Consider the following 26,759-nt stretch of genomic DNA (forward strand, 5'->3'; position numbering starts at 1 on the left):
CGGGGGGTGGGGGCCCGCGCCCCGGAGGGGGTTACAGGCCGAGCGCGGATTTCACCAGGCTGAACACCTTGGTGTTGTCCATCACGCCCTTGAAGCCCTTGCTGCCGGCGCCGCCGGACATCAGCATCACGTCGCCGCCGCCGTGGGTTTCGCTGGACAGGCGGATGCCGGTTTCCTGCTGGTAGTCGTCGGCGGTGGCGGCGGCCGAATCCACCGACACGCGGGTCGGCTTGCGGTTGGGGCCGTTGCCGAACACCAGCGTGGTGTAGACCGCGCCGTCGGCGTCCTTGGCCGGCTGGCCGTCCGAGTAGCTGCGCGCGATGTCGTGGATCGGATTGCCGCGCTTGGAATAGCCGTTGATGGTCATGGTGTGGTCGTGGTCGGCGGTGACGACCACCAGCGTGTTGTTCAGATCCACCTTGGCCAGCGCGGTCTTGATCGCGTCGTCGAAGGCGATGGCGTCCGTCAGCGCGCGCTTGGCGTTGGTGCCGTGCAGCGCGTGGTCGATGCGGCCGCCTTCCACCATCAGCACGTAGCCGTTGCCGTTCTTGGACAGCACGTCGATCGCCGCCGCGGTCATCTGCGCCAGGCTGGGCTGGTCCACCTTGTTCTTGACGCGGTCCAGCTCGTATTCCAGATGGTCCTTGCCGAAGATGCCCACCACGCGGCTGGCCGACTTGGCGTCGAAGGCGGCCAGATCGGCGCCGGTCTGCAGCACCGGATAGCCCTTGGCGGCGAATTCTTGCAGCAGGTTGCGGCCGTCGCCGCGCTTGCCGCCGCTGGCCTTGGGCAGCAGGAATTTGCTGCCGCCGCCCATCAGCACGTCGAGGCCGTTGCCCAGCTTGGCGTTGTAGCCGGCACCGCCCGGCACCGCCTGGGCGATGATGTCGGATTCGGCGTCGCGGTGGCAGACGTGGGCGTAGGTGGCGGCCGGGGTGGCGTGGGTGACGCGGGTGGTGGTGACCGCGCCGATGGCCTTGCCCTTGGCCTTGGCCAGCTCCAGCAGCGTGGCGGCCGGCGCGCCGTTATTGCTGCCGCAGTTGCCGGTGCCGTCGCTGTTGGGCTCGACGGCGCGGGTGTCGGACGACATCGAGATCACCTCGTTGTTCATCTTCACGCCGGTCATATAGGCCGACATCGACGGCGCGCTGTCGGTGGTCTGCGCGTCGTTGGAGAAGGTCTTGATGCGAGCGGTGCGGTCAAGCTTCTCCATATTGAGCTTGCCGCCCTCGCCGTACTGGTAGATGCGGGCAGCGGTGACGGTGGCCGGCCCCATGCCGTCGCCGAGAAAGAAGATCACGTTCTTGGCCTCGCCGGCGGCGTGGGCGGGGAAGGCGGGCAGCGCGGCCAGCACGGCGGCGGCCAGCAGGGTTTTCATCGCGGTTTTCATTTTATTGTTCTCCATCACAGGCCGGCGGCCTTCTTGACCAGGCCGAACACTTCTATGTTTTCCAGGAAGCCGTGGATGCTGTCGGCGCCCTGGCCGATGGCGCCGATGTAGACGTCGGTGCCGCCGTGGGTCTCGCCGCCGGCCGGCATCCGTATCGCCGCCTCCTGGTGGTAGTCGTTGGCCGAGACGGCGTCGTCGGTCAGCGCCGCCGCTGCGTTGCGATTGCCGGCGACGCGGTTTTCGCCGTTGCCGAAGCCGATGATGGAGTAGGGCATGCCGTCGGCGTCGGTCAGGTTCTTGCCGCTGACGTAGTCCTTGGCCAGGCCCAGCACGCCGGGGTTGCCCGGCGCGGTCTTGCCGGTGCGCTTGGCGTAGCCGTTCAGCACCAGGGTGTGGTCGTGGTCGGCGGTGACGACGATCAGCGTGTTCTTCAGGCCGGGGTCTTTCTGCTGCATCGCGGCGATCGCGGCCTGGATCGCCTGGTCGAAGGCCACGGTGTCCTGCAGCGCCTTCTTGGCGGTGGTCTCGTGCAAGGCGTGGTCGATGCGGCCGCCTTCCACCATCAGGAACATGCCTTGCTTGCCGCTGCGGTTCGCCAGCAGGTCGATGGCCTTGGCGGTCATCTCCGCCAGGCTGGGTTCCTTGTTCGGGTCGCGGTCAAGGTCGTAGCTCATGTGGCTGCTGGTGAACAAGCCGACGGCGCGCTGGGTCATGGCCGGATCGATGGCGCTGAACGCGGCCTTGTCGGCGGCGTAGCCGTAGCCTTTGGCCTTCAGCTCCGCCACCAGGTCGCGGCCGTCGGCGCGCTTGCCGCCGGCGGTCTTGGGCAGGAAGAACTGGCGGCCGCCGCCGAACACCACGTCCACGCCGTCCTGCAGCGCGGCGTTGTATTGCGCGCCGCCCGGCACCAGCTGGGCGGCGATGTCGGATTCGGCGTCGCGGTGGCAGACGTGGGCATAGGTGGCGGCCGGGGTGGCGTGGGTGACGCGGGTGGTGGTGACCACGCCGGTGGCGCGGTTGCCGGCCTTGGCCAGTTCCAGCAGCGTGGACACCGGCTTGCCGTTGCCGGCGCCGCAGTTTGACGTCAGGTCGGCGGTCGGCGATTTGGCCACGGTGTCGGTGGACATCGAGATGACCTCATTGTTCATCTTGACGCCGGTCATGTAGGCCGACATCGACGGCGCGCTGTCGGTTACCTGGGCGTCGTTGGAGAAGGTCTTGACGAAGCCGGACTCCGGCAGCGTGTCCATCGTCAGTTGGCCGTCCTCGCCGGCGGCGTAGATGCGGGCGGCGGTGGTGGTGGCGATGCCCATGCCGTCGCCGAGGAAGAAGATGACGTTTTTAGCGGCGGCCGCAGCGGGAGGCTGGGCTTCTGCATTGTCCTGAGAGCGGGAGGCGTTGCCGCCGCCTCCGCTGCTGCAGGCGGCAAGGGCCAGCGCGGCCAGCAGGCCGACGCCGAGATTGAAAGTGCGCATCACGGAATACCTTATTTTAGTAAAAATGCGCACAAATAATATTTTTAGCGTATTTCTGCCAAAATAACGGGATATTAAAATTTCATGACGCGCGCGGCGCTCAACTTTTCCAAAGGTGGGCGAGGAAGGCCACCCGCACCTTGGCCTCGCCGGCATGGCAGGGCGCCGTGACTTTATGCGTCGGCTTGCTGGTGTCCCGCAGCAGCGGCTCTCCGAAGGGCGGGCCGTCGGCGCGGCGTATCGCCGCCACCAGCGGCTCGCTGGGCTTGGCGCCGGCCGAGATCACCACGCAGATTTCCTCGCTGGCGATGCGCACGAAGCTGCCGGGCGGGTAGATGCCCAGCTCCTTGACCAGCATGGTGATGAAGGCCTGGTCGAATTCATTGTCCTTGCGCTGGAAGATCTGCCCCAGCGCGGTGGCCGGCAGCAGCGCCGACCGGTAGCGGCGCGGCAGCAGCTTGGCGCAGGTGATGTCGGCCAGGCGCAGCATGTGCGCCGGGGGCAGGATCTGTTCCCTGGACAAACCGAAGGGGTAGCCGTTGCCTTGCCAGGACTCGTGGTGGGTCTGCACCAGCGTGTGCCACAGCTGGTCTTCCACCCCGGCCTCCCTGAGGATGGCCGAACTCATGATCGGGTGGTCGAGCACTGCCCGGCGCTGGTCGTCGTCGAGACGGGCGGCTTGGCCGAACAGCTGGTTCTGCAGCTCCACCTGCGAGATGTTCATCGTCAGCGCCGCGCAGATCAGCGTCTCGCGGTGTTTGGGCGGCAGCGTGATGTGGCGGGTGAAGATGGACAGCAGCGCCGCCGCGTGCAGCGAGTGGGCGACGCTGTATTCGGAAAACGGCACCAGGAAGATGGAAGCGATCAGCGCGTCCGGAAATTTCTCGGCCAGCTCGATCAGCGACTGGGCGATCTCCATCACCTTGGCTTCGAAGTTGCGGGTGACCAGCGCATGGTGCAGCACGCTGCGCACGCGCTGCTGCAGGAAGGCGATGTCCTCGAACAGCGATGGCTTGTGGTTGTCGTTGAGGTTGGGCTTCTCTGCCGGCTTGGCATCGGCTTTGGCTTCGGCGAAGCCCAGGCTGACCAGTTTTTGCTTTTGTTCCGGCGTGAGCACGTAATGGCCCCGCTTGAGCAGCAGGAAACCGCTCTTGGAATAGACGTCCACCGGCAATTCCTTGCCGATGGACAGCATCGATGAAGAAACCTTGGTCGGTTTCTTGCCAGAGTCAACGGTCATGTCGATAGTCGCTTGCGACGTGAAAATTCACAGCATGATAATTCAATGTCATGGCAAGCTGTACCCAATCTCGACTATCGCGGCAACTCGTTCCAGACTTTTTGCAGCCGCTTGACCGAAACCGGGTACGGCGTTTTCAACTCCTGAGCGAACAGGCTGACGCGCAATTCCTCCAGCATCCAGCGGAAGTCCAGCACCGCCGGCGCCGCTTCGCCTTGTTCCTGCTGCTCGGCCACGCGCTGTTCCCACTGTTGCCACAGTTCGCGGATTTCCGCGCCGCGCTGGCCGTCGCGCTGCGGATTGGCCGGCTGCTTGTCCATCCGCATGCTCATCGCCTTCATGTAGCGCGGCAGGTGGGGCAGCTGGCTCCACGGCGTGGCGGCCAGGAAGCCCTTGTAGACCAGCTTGTCCATTTGCTGTTTTAGCTCATGGCCCAGCTTATGCTTCTGCATTTTATTGCTTAGCGGAACATACTCGGCGGCGATCTGCTGCAGGTATTGCGCCACCGCCTGGATCACGGCCGGCAAACGCGTGCGGGCGCGGTTCTTCTGATCGTTGAACGCTTTTTCATTGCGCGGCAGCGCGTCTTCGCCGATGAAGGCGCGGTCGCAGATGGCGGCGATGGCGTCGGCCAGCAGGTCGTCGGCGTTGGCCACCGCGCGCAGCTGCAGGCCGATCTGGGTCATGCCGGGCAGGCCCTTGCCGAGCTGCTTCATCTGCTCTTTCAACTGCAGCTGCAGCAGCTTCACCACGCCTTGGCGATGATGTCTTTCCGCCACGGCCTGGGTGTCGAACAGGCGGATGGCGACGCGGTCTTCCTCCAGCGTCAGCGCCGGGTAGCCGGTCAACTGCTGGCGGCCGCGGGCGAACTGTATGCTTTCCGGCAGCTCGCCGAAGTCCCAGGTCTTGACGTCGTCGCGCTCGAATTCGGCGCTGGTGTCGCGGAAGGTCAGCTGCGCCGCCTGGCCGAACTGCTTTTGCAGCACGGCCAAGTCGCGGCCCATGCCGATTTCCTGCTTGCCGTCGTCGATCACGCGGAAATTGAACAGCATGTGCTCCGGCAGTTCCTGCTTGTTGAACTCGTCGATGTCCACCTTGACGCCGCCGGTCTCGCGCAGGATGAAGCGCGCCAATTGCGGCGCGATCGGCTGCTGCAGGTCCGGGTTGGTCAGCAGGAAGCGGGTGATGAAGTCCGGCACCGGCACGCAGCAGCGGCGGATCTGCTTGGGCAGGCCCTTGATCAGCTGCTGCAGCTTGTCGCGGATCATGCCCGGCACCAGCCATTCGAACGGCCCCGGGGTCAGACGGTTCAGGATGGCCAGCGGCACGTCGATGGTGACGCCGTCCAGCGGGTGTTTCGGCTCGAAGCGGTAGCGCAGCTTCAGCTTGCCGTCCTCCAGTTCCAGCCATTCCGGGAACTGGTTTTCGGTCACGTGCTGGGCGGCGTGGCGCATCAGCTCTTCGCGGGTCAGGTGCAGCAGCTTGGGTTCGGTTTTTTCCGCCTCCTTGCGCCAGGCTTCGAAGCTGGCGGCGTCCACCACTTCGGCCGGGATGCGTTCGCTGTAGAAGACGTACAGCGCTTCCTCGTCCACCAGCACGTCCTGGCGGCGCGCCTTGTGCTCCAGCTGCTCCACCTCGCGGATCAACTGCTGGTTGCGCTGGAAGAACGGCGCGTTGCTGACGTACTCCATGTTCACCAGCGCGCCGCGGATGAACAGCTCGCGGGCTTCTTCCGGCGCGATGCGGCCGTAGCTGACCGGACGGCGCGGGATCAGGGTCAGGCTGTACAGCGTGACGCGCTCGCTGGCCACCACTTCGCCGCGGCTTTTTTCCCAATGCGGTTCGAAGTAATGGTATTTGACCAGGTGCGGCGCCAGCTTTTCCACCCATTCCGGCTCGATCTTGGCCACGCAGCGGGCGTAGAGGCGGGTGGTCTCCACCAGTTCGGCCGCCACCAGCCACTTGGGCTTGGCCTTCTTCAGGCCGGAGCCGGGGAAGACGTGGAAGGCGACGCCGCGCGCGCCCTGGTAGTCGTCGCCTTCCTGGTTTTTCATGCCGATATTGCCGATCAGGCCGGTCACCAGCGCCTTGTGCAGGTTTTCGTAGGCGACGGCGTCCACTTGCTGGCGTTTCTTGACCGACATCTGCGCGTCCGGCTGTCCGGCGTCGGCATGGGCCTCGTCGCGGGTGATCAGGCCCAGCTCGCTGGCGATCTCGACCAGTTGCGCGTGCAGCTCGCGCCATTCGCGCATGCGCAGGTAGGACAGGAAGTGCTCATGGCAGGTGTTGACCAGCTGGCGGTTGGTCTTCTTGTTTTTCAGCGCGTCGGCGAAAAAGTCCCACAGGTGCAAGAAGGACAGGAAGTCAGACTTTTCGTCGTTGAAGCGGGCCTGGGCTTTCTCCGCCGCGTCGCGTGCTTCGAACGGCCGCTCGCGGGGGTCTTGTATCGACAGCGCGGCGGCGATGATCAGCACCTCGCGCGCGCAATGGAAGTCGCGGCCGGCCAATAGCAGGCGGCCCACTTTCGGATCCACTGGAATGCGAGCCAGCTCTTTGCCCACCGGCGTCAGCTCGCCTTGTTCGTTCACCGCGCCCAGCTCGGTCAGCACCTGGTAGCCGTCGGCGATCAGGCGGCTGGACGGCGCTTCCAGGAAGGGGAAGGCGTCCACCTTGCCTAGCCGCAGCGCGGCCATGCGCAGGATCACCGCCGCCAGGTTGGAGCGGACGATTTCCGGATCGGTGAAGGCCGGGCGGGCGTTGAAGTCGTCCTCGGCGTACAGGCGCACGCAAATGCCGGACTCGACGCGGCCGCAACGGCCGGCGCGCTGGCGGGCGGCCGCTTGCGAGATCTTCTCGACTTGCAGCTGCTCCACCTTGGCGCGCGGGCTGTAGCGGTTGATGCGGGCGAGACCGGTATCGATCACGTACTTGATGCCGGGCACCGTCAGCGAAGTCTCGGCCACATTGGTGGCCAGCACGATGCGGCGGCCGCCGGATGGCTTGAAGATCTTCTGCTGGTCCTCATTGGACAGGCGCGCGAACAGCGGCAGGATCTCGTAGCCGCGGATGCCGGACTTGCGCAGCTTTTCCGCGGTCTCGCGGATTTCGCGCTCGCCGGGCAGGAAGACCAGCATGTCGCCGGGGCCCTGGCGCGACAGCTCGTCCGCCGCGTCGACGATGGCGTCCTCCATCTCCATCTCGCGCTCGTCTTCGTCGCGCTGTTTCAGCGGCCGGTAGCGCACTTCCACCGGATAGGTGCGGCCAGACACCTCGATCACCGGCGCGCCGTCGAAATGCCTGGAGAAGCGGTCGGCGTCGATGGTGGCGGAGGTGATGATGACCTTCAGGTCCGGGCGGCGCGGCAGCAGCTGCTTCAGATAGCCCAGCAGGAAGTCGATGTTCAGGCTGCGCTCGTGCGCCTCGTCGATGATGATGGTGTCGTAGGCTTCCAGGTAGCGGTCGGTCTGAGTCTCCGCCAGCATGATGCCGTCGGTCATCAGCTTGATCACCGACTTTTCCGACAATTTATCTGTGAAGCGCACCTTGAAGCCGACATGTTCGCCAAGCGTCGAACCCAGCTCTTGCGCGATCCGCGTCGCCACCGAGCGCGCGGCCAGCCGGCGCGGCTGGGTGTGGCCGATCAGGCCGAACACGCCGCGGCCCAGCTCCAGGCAGATCTTGGGCAGCTGGGTGGTTTTGCCGGAGCCGGTCTCGCCGCAGATGATCACCACCTGGTTCTTGTCGATCGCGCTCTTGATGTCGGGGAGCTTCTGGTTGACCGGCAGCGCGTCGTCGAACTGGGGTTTGGGCAGGTGCGCGCGGCGCGCGTCGGCGCGGCTGCGCGAACGCTCCACCTGGCCGGCGATGTCAGCCAGCAGCTTGTCGGCGGGCTGGTTCTTCTTCAGCCGGTCGCCGACGTCGGCAAGCTTGCGACGCAGGAGGTGGCGGTCGCGGATCAGGCAGGAGGACAGGGCGGATTTCAGGTCGGCGAGGCGGGCGGCAGGTGTCATCGGCTAAAGAACGGAGGATTGCGCAAAGCGCCGATTATAGCAGAGCGGACGGCCTCGCCGGGCATCAGGCTTCTATCCCGTCCTCGCTGACGGCCCAGCGCGGGAACGGATCGTCTAGCGCTTCCCAGGCGGCGACGCCAGCCGCCATTTCGGCGTCGTCGAGCAGACAGGCGTCGAAGCCGGCGCTCAGCGCCGGGCGGTCCATGCCCATGCCTATCAGCACCAGCTCCTGCTGGCGGTCGCCGAACGGCTCCTCCCAGCGCGAGCGTATCAAGGCCAGGCCGTCGGCGTCGTCCGGCCACTCGGAGCGGTCCAGCGCCGCCCACCACAGGCCGGCGCAGGAATGGCGCGCCACCGCGCCAGCCTGCGACCACAAGGCGGCGAACTGCGGCCGGCTGGCCAGCCAGAAATAGCCCTTGGAGCGCACCACGCCCGGCCATTCCTGCCGCATCCAGCGCCACAGCCGTTGCGGATGGAAGGGCCGCCGCGCGCGGTAGACGAAGCTGTCTATGCCGTAGGCCTCGGTTTCCGGCACATGCTCGCCGCGCAGTTCCGCAAGCCAGCCCGGCGCTTCGGCGGCGGCGTCGAAGTCGAAGCGGCCGGTATCCAGCACCTTGTCCAGCGGCACGCGGCCGAACTCGCTTGTGACGATGTCGGCGCGCGGGTTCAGCGAGCGCAGGATGCCTTCCAGCTCAGTGAGTTCTACTGCGCTTACCAGATCGGTCTTGTTCAGCACGATCACGTCGCAGAACTCCACTTGTTCGATCAGCAGATCCACCACGGTGCGCTCATCTTCTTCGCCCAGGCTGGCCTGGCGGTCATGCAGGCTGTCGCGCGAGCGGTAGTCGCGCAGGAAGTTGCGCGCGTCCACCACCGTCACCATGGTGTCCAGCCGCGCCAGATCGGCCAGGCTGCGGCCTTCCTCGTCGCGGAAGGTGAAGGTCTCCGCCACCGGCAGCGGCTCGGAGACGCCGGAGGATTCGATCAGCAGGTAGTCGAAGCGGCCTTCCGCCGCCAGACGGCGGATTTCCAGCAGCAAGTCCTCGCGCAGCGTGCAGCAGATGCAGCCATTGCTCATCTCCACCAGTTTTTCCTCGGCGCGCGACAGCCGGGCGCCGCCTTCGCGCACCAGCCGGGCGTCGATATTGACCTCGGACATGTCATTGACGATCACCGCCACCCGCTTGCCTTCGTGGTTGGCCAGGATGTGGTTCAGCAGCGTGGTCTTGCCGGCGCCGAGAAAGCCGGACAGCACCGTTACCGGCAGCTTGTTCATGTTTGGACTCCTTGTTTGCGGGGAGGGGACTAGCACACGGCGTCGAGCGCCAGCAGCACCCGGGGCTCGCCTGGCGCAGGAGCTGGCGAACGATGGATGGCGCCGCCGTTGGCGCCGGGCCATCCAGCGCCTTTCAACAGCAGCACCGAAAACGGCGGCGCCCGGCCGATGGCGGCGGTGTCGCGCACCAGGCCCGATTGCGCGTCGACGCCCAAGCGGGCGCGGTCGGCGGCGGCGTCGGGTAGCCACTCGGTGCCGGGGCCCTGGTAGCAGCACAAGAGGCGCAGGCCGATCCGGTCGACGTGAAAGCGCGGGCACATCGCGCCGCTCAGCACTTCCAGCCGCGCGCCGACGCGGTCGCAGCCGGTCAGCGTGGCGTACAGATCACACAGCCAGGCGATATCGGCGTAGAGCGCTTCGCGGCCGGGCAGGTCGGCCAGCGGCGCGTCGACGGCCTCGCCGGGCGTCAGCACGCGGCGCCAACCCAGGCCTGGCAGGCCGTCGTGTCCGGCGCGGCGCAAATAGCCGGCGATGTCGGCTATCGGCGGGCGACGGTACAGGCAGAGTTCGACGTCGGGGTCGAAGATGGCGGCGAGATCGGCCAGATTGTCGGAAAGACGGGCGCTTGCGTATCGGTTGGCGGCAATGGTCATCTCGGTCAGGGTGTGGATGTTTGGTATGTTATATCATTTCACTAAATTCCAGGAAAGTTATAACATAACATTTTTGGCGTCAACCATTGCGCCGAAGAGGCATCCCTAGCGCGCGTCCAGCGCCTCCCTGAGCCGCCGCGCCAGCGCCGGCGCCTGCTCGGCCGGCACGTTGGCGAAGCCCAGCAGCAGCGCCGGAGGCTGTCCGCCTTCCAGGCTGAAGGCGGACAGCGGCTGGCCCGCCAATCCGCTGGCGCTCAGGCTCGCTGCCGCGGCGCGGTCGTCTTCGCCGTCGGGCAGCCAGGCAGTCAGCTGCAGGCCGACCGGCTGGCCGTCCAGCCGCAGCCGCGCGCCGCATTCGGCTTGCAAGGCGGCGGCCAGCGCGGCGCGGCGCTGGGCGTAGAGCGCGCGCATCCGCTTGATGTGGCGGGCGAAGTGCCCCTGGCTGAGAAAATCGGCCGCCGTTGCTTGATCCAGGATGGATGGCGCCGGGGAGAGCAGATTGCAGGCCTCGGCGAAGCGCGCAGCCTCGCTGGCCGGCGTCACCAGGTAGCCCAGGCGCAGTCCGGGAAACAAGGTTTTGCTGAAGCTGCCGATGTAGAGCACCCGGCCGGAACGATCCAGGCTTCTCAAGGCGGGCAGCGGCGGACCGTCGTAGCGGAATTCGCCGTCGTAGTCGTCTTCCACGATCCAAGCCTGTTGCCGCGCGGCCCAGGCTAGCAGTTCCAGCCGGCGCGGCAGCGACAGGGCCATGCCCAGCGGAGAGTGGTGAGAGGGGGTGCAGTAGGCCATCCGCGCATCGGGCGCGCGTCGCATCGCCTCATCCACGCGCAACCCATCCTGATCCACAGGCGCGGGCGCCAGCCTGGCGCCGGCCAGCCGCAGGGCGCCGCTGGCGCGGAAGTAGCCGGGGTCTTCCATCCAGACCGGGTCGCCGGGGCGCAGCAGGGCGCGGACCGCCAGCCCCAGCGCGGCCTGGAAGCCGCTGGTGATGAACACCTGGCCGGTGGCGCAATGGATGCCGCGAAACAGGGCCAGGTGGCGGACGATGGCCTCGCGCAGCGGCAGATAGCCCGCGGGATCGGGATAATTCAGCCCCGCCAGCGACAGGGCCCTGGCGCGGCGGCCAGCAAGCCGCGCCCACAGCTTGCGCGGGAAAGCGTCCAGCGCGGGCAGACCGAGCTGGAAAGGCAGCGGCGGGGCGGGCTCGGGCGAGTCGGCCTGGACGGGCTTCGGATTGGCGGCTGAGCAAAGCGGGATGGCCGGGTCGGGGCGGCGCGCCTCCAGCAGGGGGTGGACCACGGTGCCGGCGGCGGCGCGGCTGAGCAGAAAGCCTTCCGCCAGCAGTTGGCCGTAGGCCTGATCCACTGTGCCGCGCGAGATGCCGAGATCGGCGGCCAGCACCCGCGTGGCCGGCAGGCGGGCGCCCGGCGGCATCTGGCCGGCCAGGATGGCTTCGCGGATGCGCAGATAGAGCTGGCGATGCAGCGGCGACGCGCGATCGCGCTGCAATTCGAACTGGAGGGCGTCGGGAATCATGGCCTACTAGTTTTGACGATTTTTGGCTCTCACCATTGTACCATCCCGCCGGTATCTTGCCGGGTAGTCACATGACCGCCAACCGACAAGGAATGCCGATGAACCATGCCGACGCCGTATCCCGCGCCCATATCTTCCGCGGCCTGCATCAGGACGAGCGGCCGCTGCTGTTGCCGACGGTCTGGGACGCATTGAGCGCCCGGGTATTCGAGCAGGCCGGATTTCCCGCCTTGGCCACCAGCAGCGCCGCGGTGGCATGGTCGCTCGGCTACCGCGACGGCGGCGAACTGCCGCGCGAGGCGCTGCTCGCCGCCGTCGCCCGCATCGCCGGGGTGCTGCAGGCGCCGCTGAGCGTCGATCTCGAAGACGGTTTCGGCGACACGCCGGCTGCGGTGGGGGAGACCGTCGCCGCGGTGATCCGCGCCGGCGCGGCGGGCGTCAATCTGGAGGACGGCCGCTACGACGCGGCCGGCCGCTTCGCCCTGCGCGGCGCGGACGAAATGCGCGAGCGCCTGCAAGCCGCCCGCGCCGCCGCGGACGCCTTGCAGGTGCCCATCTTCATCAATGCCCGCACCGACCTGTTCCTGCATGGCGAAGGCCCGGCCGAGGCCCGTTTCGACGAGACGCTGGCGCGGGCGCGGCTGTATCTGGCCTGCGGCGCCGATGGCGTCTTTCCCATCGGCCTGGCCGATCCCGCCTTGCTGGCACGGTTGTGCGAGGCGGTGCCGGCGCCGGTCAATGCCGCCGCGATGCCGGGCGTGCCAGGCCTGGCCGAGCTGTCGGCGCTCGGCGTGGCGCGCGTCAGCACCGCCATCGGCCCGGCGCTGGTGGCGATGCAGGCATTGAAACAGACGGCGGCGGCGCTGCGGGACGCTGGCGATTTGTCGGCGCTGAAAACCTCGCTGGGCTATGCCGACGCCCAGGCGCTGTTCGCGCCGCGCGGCTGACGCGTAACTTCCCCAAACCTATTCAGGAGCAGCAAGCATGTCCCGTTTTCTCGATTATCCGAAAATCGCGCCGCAAGGCTATCAGGCCCAGGCGGGGCTGGAGCGCTACATCCGCGGCTGCGGCCTCGATCACGCCTTGCTCGAGCTGGTGAAGACCCGCGTCTCGCAGCTGAACGGCTGCGCCTTCTGCATCGACATGCACACCAAGGACGCCCGCGCGGCAGGCGAAACCGAGCAGCGCCTGCACCTGTTGTCTGCCTGGCGCGAAGCGCCGTGCTACACCGAGCGCGAGCGCGCGGCGCTGGCCTGGGCCGAGGCGCTGACGCTGGTGGCCGCGCGGCATCCGGAAGCGGCGCTGCGGACCGAGCTGGCGCGGCATTTCGACGACAAGGAAGCCGTCGATCTGACCTGGGCCATCGTCGCGATCAACGGTTGGAACCGCGTGTCCATCGGTTGCGACACGCCGGCGGGAGGCTATCAGCCGGGCCAGTACGCGCTCTGAAGCCCGGCATGCCGGGCATCGCCCTGCTGCGCGCGTTGAACGACAGGGGATGCCGCCCGCCATCCTGCTGACTACCTTCGGCGACGAGGCCTTGCTGGCCGGCATGCGCGCCAGCGCGCGCGGCGCTGGAGCTCGGCTGTATCTGAGCCGAGCCCGTCTCAGCGCCAGGCGGGTTCGCGCCTGGCATCGGCCGAAGGCGTTTCCTGCCGGCTTATCGCCTGGTGCAGCTTGTCCATCTGCTCGTCCAGCCGGCGCACCGCCTCGGCGATGTTGTGGGTTTCGCCGGACAGGCTGCGGCTGGATTCGCCGACGGCGACGATGTCGCCGGCGAATTGGGAGAAGCCCTGGTTCTGGCTGGCCTCGGCCTGGGACACCTGCTGCAGCAGGCCGGCCAGCTCGCCGGCGCCCTCTATGATGCCGGACAGCTTGAGCTGGGCTTCCTTGGCGTGACCGCGGCCGGCTTGCATCTGCTGGTTGCCGTCGCGCATCGCCACCAGCGCCTCATTGGTGCCGTCGACGATCACCCGGATCTTGCTTTCGATGTCCTTGGTGGCGTTCTGGGTGCGCTCGGCCAGCTTCCTCACCTCGTCCGCCACCACCGCGAAGCCGCGGCCGGTTTCGCCGGCGCGCGCCGCTTCGATCGCGGCGTTCAGCGCCAGCAGATTGGTCTGGTCGGCGATGTCGCGGATCAATTGCACGATGCCGCTGACTTCGGCGCTGCGTTGCCCCAGATCCTCCAGCCGATTCGAGGCGTGGCCGATCACCTCGCCGGCGCGGCCCAGCTGCTCCACCGCCTGGTTCATCGCCTTGCCGCCTTCGCGCGCGGCTTCGCCGGAGTGCTGCGCCAGCAGCGTGGCTGTGGTGGATTGTTCGGCGTTCTGGCTGGTGACCACCGCCATCTGCTGGGCGACAACGACCATGTCCTCGGAGCGTTCGCGCTGCTCGGCCATGGTGCGCGCCATGCTGCCGGTGCTGTCGGCGATCTGGCGGCTGGCGCCGGAGGCGTCGCGGATCGAATGGCCGATCTGCTCCATCATCCGCGCCAGCGCCTCGCCGGCGCGCTCGGCCTCGGCGCGCGCGGTTTCCAGCTTCTCGAAGCTCTTGCTCTTGGCCTTGTCGAAGGCCAGCGCCAGCACCAGCACCACCAGCGACAGGCCGGCCAGCGACTTGGCCTGCAGCTTGGGCAGCTCCTCGTGCGGCAGCGGGCTCTTGGGCAGCGCGTCGACGCCGGACAGCCACATGACGATGACCACCGCGGCCAGCGACATCGCCAGCCAGAACATGCCGGAGCGGCGGGTGGCGATGAACACGGCGGTGAACGGAATGGCGGCGAACCACATCAGGCTGGTGGACAGGATGCCGCCGTTGACGAACACCATCCAGCACACCATCGCGTACATGCAGCTGGTGATGAATTCAGCGGTGGCGCGCACCGCGCCACTGAGCCGCAGCAACAACGGGCCGCATAGCAGCCCCAGCCCGCCCAGCGCGATGCCCTCGGCCATCGGGTAATGGCCCAGCATCAGGTATTCGACGGCGAACAGCGGCGCCATCAGGCCGGCCAGCAAGCCGACGCCGACTACGGTGCGCGCGCGTATCGCCTGTTCCGGAATCTGCCGGACGTGGTCCGGGATGAACCATTCGGTGATGGCCTGTATCGACATGGATTCCCCTCCAAAGGATGTTCCGTTTGCAAAGCGCGCTGATTTGTAATGGTTTTATCGAGGACGCGCGCCGTGCAGAACTTTAAAACAAATGTTTGATTGGAGGCAATATGCCGATGGGCTGGCCGGTGTCAGCCGGCGATCAGCAAAGGCGCGCCGCCGGCTTCCAGGTGGGCGCGGCGGATGGGGTCGGCGTCGGGCTCGATGATCAGGGTGCCGATGTCGGACAGCGGGGCGACGATGAAGGGCGAGGCGGTGTCCAGTTTTTCATTGGTGACGGCCAGCACGGTATGGCCGCACTGCTCGACCAGATGGCGCTTGAACGCGGCTTCGTCCGCCATCACCGTGCCCACGCCTAGCTCGCCGTCCACCGAACAGGTGCCGAGAAAGCAGATGTCCGGCCGCATGGTGTCCAGCATTCGGGTGGCGGTGGTGCCCAGCGCGTCGCCGCTTTGATGATTGAGGCTGCCGCCCAGCACCAGCACCGACAGCTGCTTCTGGCCGAACAGCGCCGCGGCGATCGGGATGGAGTTGGTGGCCACCGTCAGCGGCAGGTGTTCCGGCAAGGCGCGGGCGATTTCCAGATTGGTGGTGCCGCCGTCGAGAAACACGAATTGGCCGGGCTTGAGCAGCCGCACCGCGGCGGCGGCCAGCCGGGCCTTGCGCTCGGTGTTTTCGTGGCGGCGCTGCTGGAAGCCGTGGCGATTCGGCGTCAGCGCGATGGCGCCGCCGTACACGCGCTGGCAAACGCCGTCCGCCGCCAGTTCGCGCAGGTCGCGGCGTATCGAGTCTTCGGACACTCCCAGCACCGCCGCCAGCTCGCCGGCGGCAACCCGGCCATGCAGCCGCAGCTGTTCGCGGATGTATTGATGGCGGCCGGAAGGCTGGTTGGCGCTTGCGCGTTCTTTGGACATGGCGGGGTTGAAGTCGAACGGAATGACGGGAGTGTTGCACGATCGTGCAGCGGAGGTCAAAGAATCGGCAAATATTTTCTTGAATCGTGCACGATTATTTGCCTGTTTTTGCATGATCGTGCACAATTCAGCGATGCGAACACGGAGATTCCGATATGCGACTGATTGTTTCCGATCTGGACGGCACCCTGCTGGACAAGGATTCTAGGCTGGCCGACGAGACGCGCGCCGCTTTGCAGGCGGCGGTGGAGCGCGGCATCGCCCTGGCCGTCGCCACCGGCCGGCACGAGCGCCAGGTGCGGAAACTGTGGCCGCGGGATCTGCCGCCGGTGCCGGTGATCAGCGCCAACGGCGCGCGCATCCACCTGGCGGACGGCGCGCTGCTGTATCAAAGCCGGCTGTCGCCGGCCTTGCTGGCCAGGCTGCTGCGGCCAGAGCTGATCCGGGAAACCGAGCTGGGCGTCTACCGCGACGACTGCATCATGGCCTACCACAGCAAGCGCGAATTCAGCCATTACACCGGCGAGGTGACGGAAATCGAGGACCTGGCCGGCTTCCGGGCCGACGACGTGTCCAAGGTGATCTTCTGCGGCGCGCCGGCGCAATTGAAGGAGGTGGAGGCCGATATCGCCCGCGAGCTGGGCGACGAGGTGTCCATGACTTACTCCCATGTTTGCTACCTGGAAGTGATGGCGCCCGGCGTGCACAAGGGCAGCGCGCTGCGCCGCCTGCTTGATCACCTGGGCATCGCGGCGGAAGACTGCGCCGCCTTCGGCGACAACCTCAACGACGCTGAAATGCTGGCGCTGGCCGGCCTGCCGCACGTGATGGCCAACGCGCATCCGGAGCTGAAGCGCCGCCTGCCGGACGCGCCGGTGATCGGCGACCACGATCAGGCCGGCGTGGCGCGGCAGCTGCGCAGCCTGCTGGAACGTGAGGGGCGTCCTGCCTGATCCCTGAGCAAACAAAAAAACGGCCCTCGCGGGCCGTTTTGGTTTTGATCGCGCGGGCGATCAGCTTGCCGGCGTCTGCTCCGCCTGCAGCGCGGTCAGGGCGATGGTGTAGACGATGTCGTCCACCAGCGCGCCGCGCGACAGGTCGTTGACCGGCTTGCGCAGGCCTTGCAGCATCGGGCCCACCGACACCACGTTGGCGGAGCGCTGCACCGCCTTGTAGGTGGTATTGCCGGTGTTCAGGTCCGGGAACACGAACACGGTGGCGCGGCCGGCGACCTGGCTGTCCGGGGCCTTCTGGCGGCCGACGGATTCCACCGAGGCGGCGTCGTACTGCATCGGGCCGTCGATCAGCAGGTCAGGGCGCTTCTCTTGCGCGATGCGGGTGGCTTCGCGCACCTTCTCCACGTCGGTGCCGCTGCCGGACGAGCCGGTGGAGTAGGAGATCATCGCCACGCGCGGGGTGATGCCGAAGGCCACGGCCGAGTCGGCGGACTGGATGGCGATGTCGGCCAGCTGTTCCGCGGTCGGGTCCGGGTTCACTGCGCAGTCGCCGTACACGTACACCTGTTCCGGCATCAGCATGAAGAAGACGGACGACACGATGCTGGAGCCCGGCGCGGTCTTGATCAGCTGCAGCGCCGGACGGATGGTGTTGGCGGTGGTGTGCACGGCGCCGGAAACCAGGCCGTCCACTTCGTTCATCGCCAGCATCATGGTGCCCAGCACCACGGTGTCTTCCAGCTGCGCCAGCGCCATCGGCTCGTTCAGGCCCTTGCCCTTGCGCAGCTCGACCATCGGCGCCACGTATTGGCCGCGGATTTCGTTCGGGTCGAGGATCTCCACCGATTCCGGCAGCGTCACGCCCTGGGTTTCAGCCACTTGCAGGATCTCGGCGCGGTTGCCCAAGAGCACGCAGCGGGCGATGCCCTTTTCCTGGCAGATGGCGGCGGCCTGGATGGTGCGCGGCTCGTTGCCTTCCGGCAGCACGATGCGCTTGTTGGCCTTGCGCGCCTTTTCCATCAGCTGGAAGCGGAAGGCCGGCGGCGGCAGGCGGATTTCGCGCGGTTCGCCCACGCTTTGCTTCAGCGTGGACACGTCGAGGAATTCGGCGACGTGCTCGATCACCTTTTCCATCCGCTCCAGGTCGTCGGACGGCACCTGGTGGCTCATCGCGTTCAGCGCGCTGGCGGTTTCCATCGAGTTCAGCGAGGTGGCCAGCACCGGCAGGCCGCCGGTGAAGGCTTGCTGGCACAGCTGCTGGATGCGCGGATCGGGTTCGGAGTCGCAGGTCAGCAGCAGGCCGGCCAGCGGCACGCCGTTCATCGCGGCCATCGAGGTGGCCATCACCACGTCTTCGCGTTCGCCCGGGGTGATGATCAGCGCGCCCGGCTTCAGCAGGTTGACGATGTTCGGCGCGGTGCGCGCGGCCACCACCATGTTGCGCACGCGGCGGTTGGCCTGCTGGCCGGCGTGCACCACGTTGGCGTTCAGATAGCGGGCCACATCCTGGGTGCGCGGCGCCAGCAGTTCCTGCTGGTACGGGATCACGCCCAGCAGAGGCAGGCCGGCTTTCTTCAGATTGCCGGACTCCTGCACCTCGCGCGCCAGCTCGGCGCGGTCGGCGCCGGGCAGCACGTGGTTGAGGATGTAGCCGGACACGGTTTGCGCGCCGAAGGCCTGGATGTTCATTTCCAGCTGTTCGGCGATTTCGGTCGCGTTCAGCGCCTTGACCGAGCTCACCAGGATGGTCTGGGCCTGCAGGTTGCGGGCGATCTTGGTGTTGAGGAAGGTGGAGAACACCTGCTTCTGGTCGGGCACCAGGCCCTCCACGATCACCACGTCCACGTTTTGCGAGGCTTGCTGGAACAGGCTCACTACCTCTTCCATCAACTGGTCCACCTGGCCTTGCGACAGCAGGTGCTCGACGCGGTCCATGCTGATCGGCTGCGGCGGGTTCAGGCGGCAGATGGCCTGGGCGAAGTGGGTGGAGCGCTCGGCTTCGCCGTCCTTGGTGTCCTGGGCGATGGGCTTGACGAATCCCACGCGCAGGCCGGCCTGCTCCAGCGAGCGGATCGCGCCCAGCGTGACCGAGGTCAGGCCGGCGTTGAAGCCGGTGGGGGCGAGGAAGAATGTCTGCATGGCCTTCTTCCCCTTAGTTGGCCAGGCCGGCCAGCTTGGCGGTGTCCATGGCGATCATCAGTTCTTCGTTGGTGTTGATCACCAGCGCCGGCACGGAATCGGCGGCGGTGATGCGGCCGGCGTTGCCGCGGATGCACGCTTCGTTGGCGGCGGCGTCCAGCTTCAGGCCCAGGAAGCCCAGCTGGTTGATCACTTCGGCGCGCAGGAAGGACGAGTTCTCGCCGATGCCGCCGGTGAACACCACGGCGTCCAGGCGGCCGGCGCCCACGCTCATCGACGCCACGTACTTGGCCAGGCGGTAGGCGAACACTTCCAGCGCGCGCTTGGCGCCTTCATGGCCCTTGGCGGCGGCTTCTTCCAGTTCGCGGCAGTCGTTGGACAGCTCGGACAGGCCCAACAGGCCGGATTCCTTGTTCAGCATATTGGTGATGGACGTGATGTCCATGCCGCGCTCGGTGGCCAGGTAGCCGAACACGCTGGGGTCGATGTCGCCGGAGCGGGTGCCCATCACCAGGCCTTCCAGCGGGGTCAGGCCCATGGAGGTGTCGGCACACTTGCCGTTGCGGATGGCGGAGATGGACGCGCCGTTGCCCAGGTGGGCGATCACCAGGCTGGTTTCATCGGCCGGCTTGCCCAGCATCTTGGCGGCTTCTTCGGCCACGAAGCGGTAGCTGGTGCCGTGCATGCCGTAGCGGCGCAGGCTGTTTTCGCGGTACAGCTTCATCGGCACCGCGTACAGGTAGGCTTTTTCCGGCATGGTCTGGTGGAAGGAGGTGTCGAACACCGCCACTTGCGGCAGGCTCGGGAATTCCTTGATCGCGGTGCGGATGCCCAGGATGTGCGCCGGGTTGTGCAGCGGCGCCAGCTTGATGCAGCGCTCGATCTCATTGATGGCGGTGTCGTCCAGCAGCGCGGATTGCTTGAAGTGCTCGCCGCCGTGCACCACGCGGTGGCCGATGGCCTTCACGCTGTCCAGCAGCGACACTTGCTGCAGCTTCTCGATGATGGCGTGCATGGCCGCGGCGTGATCCGGGGCCGACAGCAGGGCGGTTTGCTTGCCGCCGTCGTGCTTGAAGGTGATGCAGGCGTCGGCCAGGCCCAGCTTCTCTGCCAGGCCGGTCATGACCGCTTCGTGGCTGGCGCTGTCGATCAGCGCGAATTTCAGGGAGGAACTGCCGCAATTGATGACGAGGATGCTGGAATTCATAGCTTTGAACATGTAATTTGAAAAAAAAGGATGAAATCGGTGAAATAATCCACTGCGATGCGCTAACGGCCAATTTGCTGCCGGAGCGCCGGCGGCGGCCTGAGGGCCGCGCGCCCGGCTTCCTTACCGTGTGGTAGCGCATGGCGGGCGGTTTGGCCAGCCTGTTGTTGCGCCCGGGCATCCCGGAGCCTATCGATCCATCCGCTTCGCCATATCAAGGCCTTAGCCGGACCATGTGGCGGACCAATGAGCGGTCGGGCCTGGTCAAGGCGAAAATCAGACAGTCGATGTGGCAACAAAGTCGTGCCTAGTATATCACTATAAATTAACGGCTTCTAATGTTGCGGCGCACTAAACTTGGCAAGTCTTTGATTTTAATTAACCGCCATGCAGATTGTTTGCCATTGGCAGGGGGTGGGGGCATATCCCTCGACAAGTCCGCGTCTGAACAGAATTGTCACGAAGAATTAACGCTTGCCCCGGGGGAGGGGGGAGGGCATAATTCCGCCCTCGTAAGACAGGGTTCCCCCTTGTTTTGATTGATTGTTTTTGATAGTCCCGCAAACTCGTCCCGAGCGAGATTCGGCTGGTCTTATATCTTCTTCCACGGAGGTGTGGGAATAATGTCTGATCTGGCTTCTGCTCAACTGCTTCAAGCATCCGCAGCCCAGCTACCCGTCTATACCTATTTCGATCCCGCGTTCTACGCCAAGGAGCAGGAGCTGCTGTTCGCAGACGCTCCGCAGTACTATGGCCATGAGCTGATGGTGCCCAATGCCGGCGACTATCACACGCTGGAGTGGCTGGGCCACGGCAAAATGCTCAAGAACGTGGACGGCGAGATCAAGCTGATCTCCAACGTCTGCCGCCACCGCCAGGCCGTCATCTATAAAGGCCGCGGCAATGGCAACCACATCGTCTGCAATCTGCACGGCTGGACCTACGACGCCGGCGGCAAGCTGGTGGGCGCGCCGCATTTTCCGGAAACGCCGTGCCTGAATCTGGGGCAGACCGAGCTGAGCCGCTGGAACGGCCTGCTGTTCGACGCGCGCCGCAATGTCGCGGCCGATCTGGAAATGCTGGGCGTCGCCAAGCACATGACCTTCGACGGTTATGCTTTCCACTCGACGCACAGCACCGATTACGACTTCAACTGGAAGACCTTCATCGAGGTGTACTCGGAGGACTACCACGTTGATCCCTTCCATCCGGGGCTCGGCAATTTCGTCGATTGCGGCGACCTGAAATGGGAGTGGGGCGACAGCTACCACGTGCAGACCGTGGGCGTGAAGAACCGTCTGGCGCGCGCCGGCTCCAGGGTGTACGGCAAGTGGCACGAGGAAGTGCGCCGCCGCTACGAGGAGCAGCAGCCCGAGTTCGGCGCCATCTGGCTGACCTACTACCCCAACATCATGGTGGAGTGGTATCCGCACGTGCTGGTGGTCAGCGTGGTGATTCCGCGCGGTCCGGAGAAGTGCACGGTGATCACCGAGTTTTACTACCCGGAAGACGTGGTGTGGTTCGAACCGGAGTTCATCGAGGCAGAGCAGGCCGCCTACTTTGAAACCGCCAAGGAAGACGACGAGATCTGCATTCGCATGCACGAAGGCCGCAAGGCGCTGTGGATGGCCGGCGTCAACGAGGTGGGTCCGTACCAGTCGCCGACCGAGGAGGGCATGCAGCACTTCCACGAGTATTATCGACGCCTGATGGGCTCGGCATTGGCTGGCTGAATAGGCAAGTTAAATGCCATAATGCAGGGGCGCGGGATATTCCGCGCCTTTTTTTATTCCTTAATCGGCCAAGATCATGTCCGCAATTTTCCGCATGCTGGCGCTGGCCGCGCTGCTGGCCAGTCCGCTCGCGCTGGCGGCCACCTACGCCGATCCGGTCAGCAAGGCGCGCTTCACGCTGCCGCCTGGCTGGAAAGTGCGCGCCAGCGTCGCCAATCGCGTTCGGGTGCTGAAGGTGATTCCGCCCAAGGCCGACCAGCGCGAGCGCGCCGCCATCGAGGTGCAGGTCGGCGTGCGCAAGCCGGGGCGCGGCGATACGCTGCCGCGCTTGGCGGCGATGTTCCGCCAGGAAGACGGCGACCGCGAGGCGGCCAACTTCGTCCGCGTCAATCAGAAGGCGGGCCGCTTGGTCACCGAGTATCGCGATGGCCGCTTCGTGTCCAACCGGTTGTGGATCGTGCGCCACAATCTGCATGTGATCCAGTTGGTGGACAAGAACCGGCTGCTGGAGGCGCGCTGCACCGCCAACGCGTCCGAATTCAAGACCTACCGCCGGCAGATGGAGTCCATCTGTCTGAGCGTGGCTTTGGCTAAGAAATAAGAGTATGCAATCGCGGCCTGCGTGCCGCGGGCAGGGAAGGCGAGACAGTGCTTGTGCGTGGCAGGTTGGCGGGTTTCCGCCTGGGTTCCGGCTGGATGGTGGTGGCCGCGGTGTTTTTCGCCCTGATGGGCTTGTTCGTCAAGCTGGGCGCCGAGCATTTCTCGTCGACGGAACTGGTGTTCTGGCGCACCTTGATCGGCGCGCTGACGCTGGGCGGCGCGGCCTTGTGGCGGCGGGAGCGCTTCGCCACCCCGCTGCTGCGCTATCACCTGCAGCGCGGCGTGATCGGCTATGCCTCATTGTTGATGTCGTTTTACGCCATCGCCCACCTGCCGTTGGCGACCGCATCCACGTTGACCTACACCTCGCCGATGTTTCTGGCCTTGCTGTCCGTCGCGCTGTTGCGCGAGCGGCTGCCGGCCCAGGCGCTGGGTGGGCTGGCGCTGGGTTTTGTCGGCGTGGTGCTGCTGTTGAAGCCGACCTTGTCCGGCGACGTCTGGTTCGCCGGCCTGCTGGGGCTGGCTTCCGGCTTTCTGGCCGGCTGGTCCTATCTGCACGTGCGGGAACTGGGGCGGCAGGGGGAGGCCGAATGGCGGGTGGTGTTCTACTTCGCGCTGATTTCCACCGTCGGCGGCCTGTTGTTGATGTGTTTCGAGCGCTGGCATCCGGTGACGCTGGATAATGTGGGTCTGCTGCTGGGCGTCGGCGCCACCGCCACGCTGGCGCAACTGGCGATGACCCGCGCCTACAAGGTGGGGCGCAAGCTGACCGCGGCCAATCTGTCCTATCTGACCGTGGTGTTTTCCTGCCTGCTGGGCGCGCTGGTGTGGGGCGACGCGCTGACGGCGGATTCGCTGCTGGCGATGGGTTTGATCGTGGTCAGCGGCATGTTGGCCGGACGGCGCTAGAATACAGTCAAAGCGCTTGCGACAATCAAACAGGAATGGAGAAACAAATGATCTCGATCCGTGAGCAGGATTATGGCCTGGACGTGGCCTTGTTCAACGAGTTCACGCTGGCCGATTTCCAGCTGTTGGAGCAGGCGCTGCTCAAGCGGCTGGAAGAGCGCGACAAGCCGGACATGCTGCTGGACCTGACCGAGCTGAAAGACTTCACGCTGGACATGGCGATGGAGGAGGTCAAGTTCATGCGCGCGCATGAGGAGAAGCTGGGCCGCGTGGCCATCGTCGTCGGCGACGTGTGGATACGCCTGGCCACCCACATCGCCGGCCTGTTGTCTCACACCCACGTCCAGTATTTCGACCTGATAGAAGAAGCGCAGGCCTGGCTGGCGCGCCCGGTCGCGGCTTGATTTTGCGGCGGATGGCGGTACAGTAGCGGTTTTTGTTCGACGCGAAAGAATAAAAGCCGATGCTGAAAAGCCTTTCCAGCCGCCTGGCGGCTGAGCTTGCCGTCCGCGAATCCCAGGTGGCGGCCACCATCGAACTGATCGACGGCGGCGCCACCGTTCCTTTCATCGCCCGTTACCGCAAGGAAGTCACCGGCGGTCTGGACGACACCCAGCTGCGCACGCTGGCCGAGCGCCTGGTTTACCTGCGCGAGATGGACGAGCGCCGCGACAGCATCCTCAAGAGCATCGCCGAGCAGGGCAAGCTCACCCCTGAACTGGAAGCGGCCCTCTACGCCAGCGACAACAAGACCACGCTGGAAGACCTGTATCTTCCCTACAAGCCCAAGCGCCGCACCAAGGCGCAAATCGCCCGCGAGGCCGGCCTGGAGCCGCTGGCCGACAGCCTGCTGGCCGATTCGTCGCAAGACCCGAACGCGCTGGCCGAAACCTATGTCAATGCCGAAGCCGGCGTCGCCGACGCCAAGGCGGCGCTGGACGGCGCGCGCGCCATCCTGATCGAGCGCTTCGCCGAAGACGCCGAGCTGTTGGGCCAGCTGCGCGAAAAGTTGTGGAACGAGGGAGAGCTGGCCGCCGCCGTGGTGGCCGGCAAGGAAAACGAAGGCGCCAAGTTCTCTGACTACTTCGACCATCGCGAGCACATCAAGGCGATTCCGTCGCACCGCGCGCTGGCGCTCCTGCGCGGCCGCAACGAGGGCGCGCTGACCGTCGCTCTGAAATACCAGCCGGACGAGACGCCGATCACCGAGCGCTCGGCCTATGAGCAGCTGATCGCCGCCCGTTTCGGCATCAAGGATGCCGGCCGCGCCGCTGACAAGTGGCTGCTGGACGGCGTACGCCTGTGCTGGCGCGCCAAGATTTTCCTGTCGCTGGAGCTGGAACTGGTGTCGCGGCTGAAAGATGCCGCCGACGGCGAGGCGATCAAGGTTTTCGCCGCCAATCTGCACGACTTGCTGCTGGCCGCCCCGGCCGGTCGCCGCGCCACCCTGGGCCTGGACCCGGGCCTGCGTACCGGTTGCAAGGTGGCGGTGGTCGACGATACCGGTAAGGTGCTGGACACCACCGCCATCTATCCGCACGAGCCGCGCCGCGAGTGGGACAAGTCCATCGCGATCCTCGGCGCGCTGTGCGTGCGCCACAAGGTTGACCTGATCGCCATCGGCAACGGCACCGCCAGCCGTGAAACCGACAAGCTGGCGCAGGACCTGATCAAGGCCTTCCCGCAATTGGGAATGACCAAGATCGTGGTGTCGGAAGCCGGCGCGTCTGTCTATTCCGCTTCCGAGCTGGCGGCCAAGGAATTTCCGGATATGGACGTAAGCCTGCGCGGCGCGGTGTCCATCGCCCGCCGCCTGCAGGACCCGCTGGCCGAATTGGTGAAGATCGATCCGAAATCCATCGGCGTCGGCCAGTATCAGCACGACGTCAACCAGAGCCAGCTGGCGCGCGCGCTGGATGGCGTGGTGGAAGATTGCGTGAACGCGGTGGGTGTGGACGTGAATACCGCCTCGGTGCCGCTGCTGACCCGCATTTCCGGCCTCAACGCCACGCTGGCGTCCAATATTGTGTCCTACCGCGACCAGAACGGCGCCTTCCGCACCCGCAGGGATTTGCTGAAAGTGCCGCGCCTGGGCGACAAGACCTTCGAGCAGGCGGCCGGCTTCCTGCGCATCGCCGGCGGCGACAACCCGTTGGACGCGTCGTCGGTGCACCCTGAGGCCTATCCGGTGGTGGAAAAGATCGTGGCCAAGGCTGGCCGCGACGTGAAGACCCTGATAGGCGATTCCGCTTTCCTGAAAACAGTGCGCGCCACCGACTACACCGACGAGCGCTTCGGCCTGCCGACGGTGATGGACATCTTGAGAGAATTGGACAAGCCGGGCCGCGATCCGCGTCCGGAGTTCAAGACCGCCACCTTCCAGGATGGCGTCGAGGACATCAAGCATCTGCAGCCGGGCATGGTGCTGGAGGGGGTGGTCACCAACGTCGCCAACTTCGGCGCCTTCGTCGACATCGGCGTGCACCAGGATGGCCTGGTCCACATCTCGGCGCTATCCAACAAGTTCATCGACGATCCGCGCAAGGTGGTGAAGGCGGGCGACGTGGTCAAAGTGAAAGTGCTGGAAGTGGACGTGGCGCGCAAGCGCGTCGCGCTGACGATGCGGCTGGACGATGAGGTCGGTTCCGGCAATAGCCGCGGCGGCCGCAACGACAGCCGTTCCGACAATCGTCCGCGCCAGCCGCGCGGCCAGTCTTCCGCTCCGCAGGGCGATACCGCGATGGCGGCGGCCTTCGCCAAGCTGCGCAAGGACTGATTTACTATATTGATGTGTTTGGAACAGGCCGGCGACACCGCCGGCCTGTTTGTTTTTGGATGCGCGGCGCGGCGGCAGATGGGCGGGCATCCGCTTTTTTACAGCCAGGTTCAAATACCCCTTGTTCATATCTTCTGCCAGATCAGCGGCTTGCCTGCGACTGATCGGTTTGGAGATGAATTTTTCTGCTTTTTCTCGCAAAAGGTGTTGACGGAGGTGGGGCCCGGGCGTATAGTTCGCCTCCTCAGCTGACGCAGCGAACGAAACAGCGGAAACGAAACGGTTCCGGTGATGATGACGTAGCGGATGGCACTGCTCTTTAACAGAACGAATAACCGATAGGTGTAAGTGCTTGGCGAAAGCCGAACACTTGCACTGCAAGAGACAAGAGATACTTGTTTATTTCTTTGAACTTGCGTGCCAGAAAATTTGCTTGAGATTGAACTGAAGAGTTTGATCCTGGCTCAGATTGAACGCTGGCGGCATGCTTTACACATGCAAGTCGAACGGTAACAGGGTGCTTGCACCGCTGACGAGTGGCGAACGGGTGAGTAATGCGTCGGAATGTACCGTGTAATGGGGGATAGCTCGGCGAAAGCCGGATTAATACCGCATACGCCCTGAGGGGGAAAGTGGGGGACCGTAAGGCCTCACGTTATACGAGCAGCCGACGTCTGATTAGCTAGTTGGTGAGGTAAGAGCTCACCAAGGCGACGATCAGTAGCGGGTCTGAGAGGATGATCCGCCACACTGGGACTGAGACACGGCCCAGACTCCTACGGGAGGCAGCAGTGGGGAATTTTGGACAATGGGCGCAAGCCTGATCCAGCCA

General features: G+C 65.7%; 19 protein-coding genes and 1 other annotated feature. Of the genes, 8 read left to right on the top strand and 11 right to left on the bottom strand.

Annotated elements, in window-relative coordinates:
- Nucleotides 1–31 precede the first annotated feature (31 nt).
- The 7 genes from ACY3GB_RS21295 to pdxR all read right to left on the bottom strand — a co-directional run bounded on the left by ACY3GB_RS21295 (nt 32) and on the right by pdxR (nt 11,580).
- On the bottom strand, nt 32–1,390 hold the full coding sequence (locus ACY3GB_RS21295; protein WP_463090492.1) for an alkaline phosphatase: 1,359 nt from the start codon (nt 1,388–1,390) through the stop codon (nt 32–34).
- A 14-nt stretch (nt 1,391–1,404) separates the two neighbouring features.
- Nucleotides 1,405–2,865, bottom strand: coding sequence for an alkaline phosphatase (locus tag ACY3GB_RS21300; protein WP_463090493.1), 1,461 nt, complete (start codon nt 2,863–2,865; stop codon nt 1,405–1,407).
- Nucleotides 2,866–2,965: 100 nt separating this feature from the next.
- A complete protein-coding gene (locus ACY3GB_RS21305) occupies nt 2,966–4,105 on the bottom strand; it encodes an HD-GYP domain-containing protein (protein ID WP_463090494.1) in 1,140 nt (379 codons plus the stop codon).
- A gap of 74 nt (nt 4,106–4,179) precedes the next feature.
- Nucleotides 4,180–8,115 carry an ATP-dependent RNA helicase HrpA gene (gene hrpA / locus ACY3GB_RS21310; protein WP_463090495.1) on the bottom strand — a complete coding sequence of 1,312 codons (3,936 nt, stop codon included), beginning with the start codon at nt 8,113–8,115 and terminating at the stop codon, nt 4,180–4,182.
- A 64-nt stretch (nt 8,116–8,179) separates the two neighbouring features.
- A complete protein-coding gene (gene zigA / locus ACY3GB_RS21315) occupies nt 8,180–9,391 on the bottom strand; it encodes a zinc metallochaperone GTPase ZigA (protein ID WP_463090496.1) in 1,212 nt (403 codons plus the stop codon).
- 29 nt (nt 9,392–9,420) lie between these two features.
- Nucleotides 9,421–10,044 (bottom strand): DUF1826 domain-containing protein, encoded by a 624-nt coding sequence (locus tag ACY3GB_RS21320; RefSeq protein ID WP_463090497.1) that lies wholly within the window; start codon nt 10,042–10,044, stop codon nt 9,421–9,423.
- A gap of 105 nt (nt 10,045–10,149) precedes the next feature.
- Nucleotides 10,150–11,580: a MocR-like pyridoxine biosynthesis transcription factor PdxR gene (gene pdxR / locus ACY3GB_RS21325; RefSeq protein ID WP_463090498.1), complete on the bottom strand. Its 1,431-nt coding sequence runs from the start codon at nt 11,578–11,580 to the stop codon at nt 10,150–10,152.
- Between the two features lie 98 nt (nt 11,581–11,678).
- On the opposite strand from pdxR, the gene ACY3GB_RS21330 reads away from it, so the two are divergent.
- Together ACY3GB_RS21330 and ACY3GB_RS21335 are read left to right on the top strand one after the other, a co-directional pair.
- Complete coding sequence (locus ACY3GB_RS21330; RefSeq protein WP_463090499.1) at nt 11,679–12,527, top strand: isocitrate lyase/PEP mutase family protein; 849 nt, start codon at nt 11,679–11,681, stop codon at nt 12,525–12,527.
- A 37-nt stretch (nt 12,528–12,564) separates the two neighbouring features.
- Nucleotides 12,565–13,029: a carboxymuconolactone decarboxylase family protein gene (locus ACY3GB_RS21335; RefSeq protein ID WP_463090500.1), complete on the top strand. Its 465-nt coding sequence runs from the start codon at nt 12,565–12,567 to the stop codon at nt 13,027–13,029.
- A 158-nt stretch (nt 13,030–13,187) separates the two neighbouring features.
- On the opposite strand, the gene ACY3GB_RS21340 is transcribed toward ACY3GB_RS21335, so the two are convergent.
- Nucleotides 13,188–14,693 (bottom strand): methyl-accepting chemotaxis protein, encoded by a 1,506-nt coding sequence (locus ACY3GB_RS21340; RefSeq protein WP_463090501.1) that lies wholly within the window; start codon nt 14,691–14,693, stop codon nt 13,188–13,190.
- Nucleotides 14,694–14,824: 131 nt separating this feature from the next.
- Nucleotides 14,825–15,607 carry a DeoR/GlpR family DNA-binding transcription regulator gene (locus ACY3GB_RS21345; protein WP_463090502.1) on the bottom strand — a complete coding sequence of 261 codons (783 nt, stop codon included), beginning with the start codon at nt 15,605–15,607 and terminating at the stop codon, nt 14,825–14,827.
- A gap of 155 nt (nt 15,608–15,762) precedes the next feature.
- Between ACY3GB_RS21345 and ACY3GB_RS21350 the strand changes: the two genes are divergently transcribed.
- Nucleotides 15,763–16,560, top strand: coding sequence for a Cof-type HAD-IIB family hydrolase (locus ACY3GB_RS21350; protein WP_463090503.1), 798 nt, complete (start codon nt 15,763–15,765; stop codon nt 16,558–16,560).
- A 60-nt stretch (nt 16,561–16,620) separates the two neighbouring features.
- On the opposite strand, the gene pta is transcribed toward ACY3GB_RS21350, so the two are convergent.
- Nucleotides 16,621–18,702 (bottom strand): phosphate acetyltransferase, encoded by a 2,082-nt coding sequence (gene pta, locus ACY3GB_RS21355; protein ID WP_346560301.1) that lies wholly within the window; start codon nt 18,700–18,702, stop codon nt 16,621–16,623.
- Between the two features lie 13 nt (nt 18,703–18,715).
- Nucleotides 18,716–19,909, bottom strand: a complete 1,194-nt coding sequence (locus ACY3GB_RS21360; RefSeq protein WP_463090972.1) for an acetate kinase — start codon at nt 19,907–19,909, stop codon at nt 18,716–18,718.
- A 623-nt stretch (nt 19,910–20,532) separates the two neighbouring features.
- On the opposite strand from ACY3GB_RS21360, the gene ACY3GB_RS21365 reads away from it, so the two are divergent.
- From ACY3GB_RS21365 to ACY3GB_RS21385, 5 genes are all read left to right on the top strand, one after another.
- Nucleotides 20,533–21,642, top strand: a complete 1,110-nt coding sequence (locus ACY3GB_RS21365; RefSeq protein ID WP_463090504.1) for an aromatic ring-hydroxylating oxygenase subunit alpha — start codon at nt 20,533–20,535, stop codon at nt 21,640–21,642.
- A 76-nt stretch (nt 21,643–21,718) separates the two neighbouring features.
- Entirely contained in the window at nt 21,719–22,243 is a 525-nt protein-coding gene (locus tag ACY3GB_RS21370; protein ID WP_463090505.1) for a hypothetical protein, read from the top strand.
- Nucleotides 22,244–22,338: 95 nt separating this feature from the next.
- Nucleotides 22,339–23,151: a DMT family transporter gene (locus tag ACY3GB_RS21375; RefSeq protein ID WP_463090973.1), complete on the top strand. Its 813-nt coding sequence runs from the start codon at nt 22,339–22,341 to the stop codon at nt 23,149–23,151.
- A 47-nt stretch (nt 23,152–23,198) separates the two neighbouring features.
- A complete protein-coding gene (locus ACY3GB_RS21380) occupies nt 23,199–23,555 on the top strand; it encodes a SpoIIAA family protein (protein ID WP_046157842.1) in 357 nt (118 codons plus the stop codon).
- Between the two features lie 59 nt (nt 23,556–23,614).
- Nucleotides 23,615–25,927 carry a Tex family protein gene (locus ACY3GB_RS21385; protein WP_463090506.1) on the top strand — a complete coding sequence of 771 codons (2,313 nt, stop codon included), beginning with the start codon at nt 23,615–23,617 and terminating at the stop codon, nt 25,925–25,927.
- A gap of 486 nt (nt 25,928–26,413) precedes the next feature.
- Nucleotides 26,414–26,757 (top strand) — a sequence feature (16S ribosomal RNA rRNA prediction is too short).
- Nucleotides 26,758–26,759: the final 2 nt, after the last annotated feature.

The sequence above is a fragment of the Chromobacterium sp. Ag138 genome (assembly GCF_055181315.1).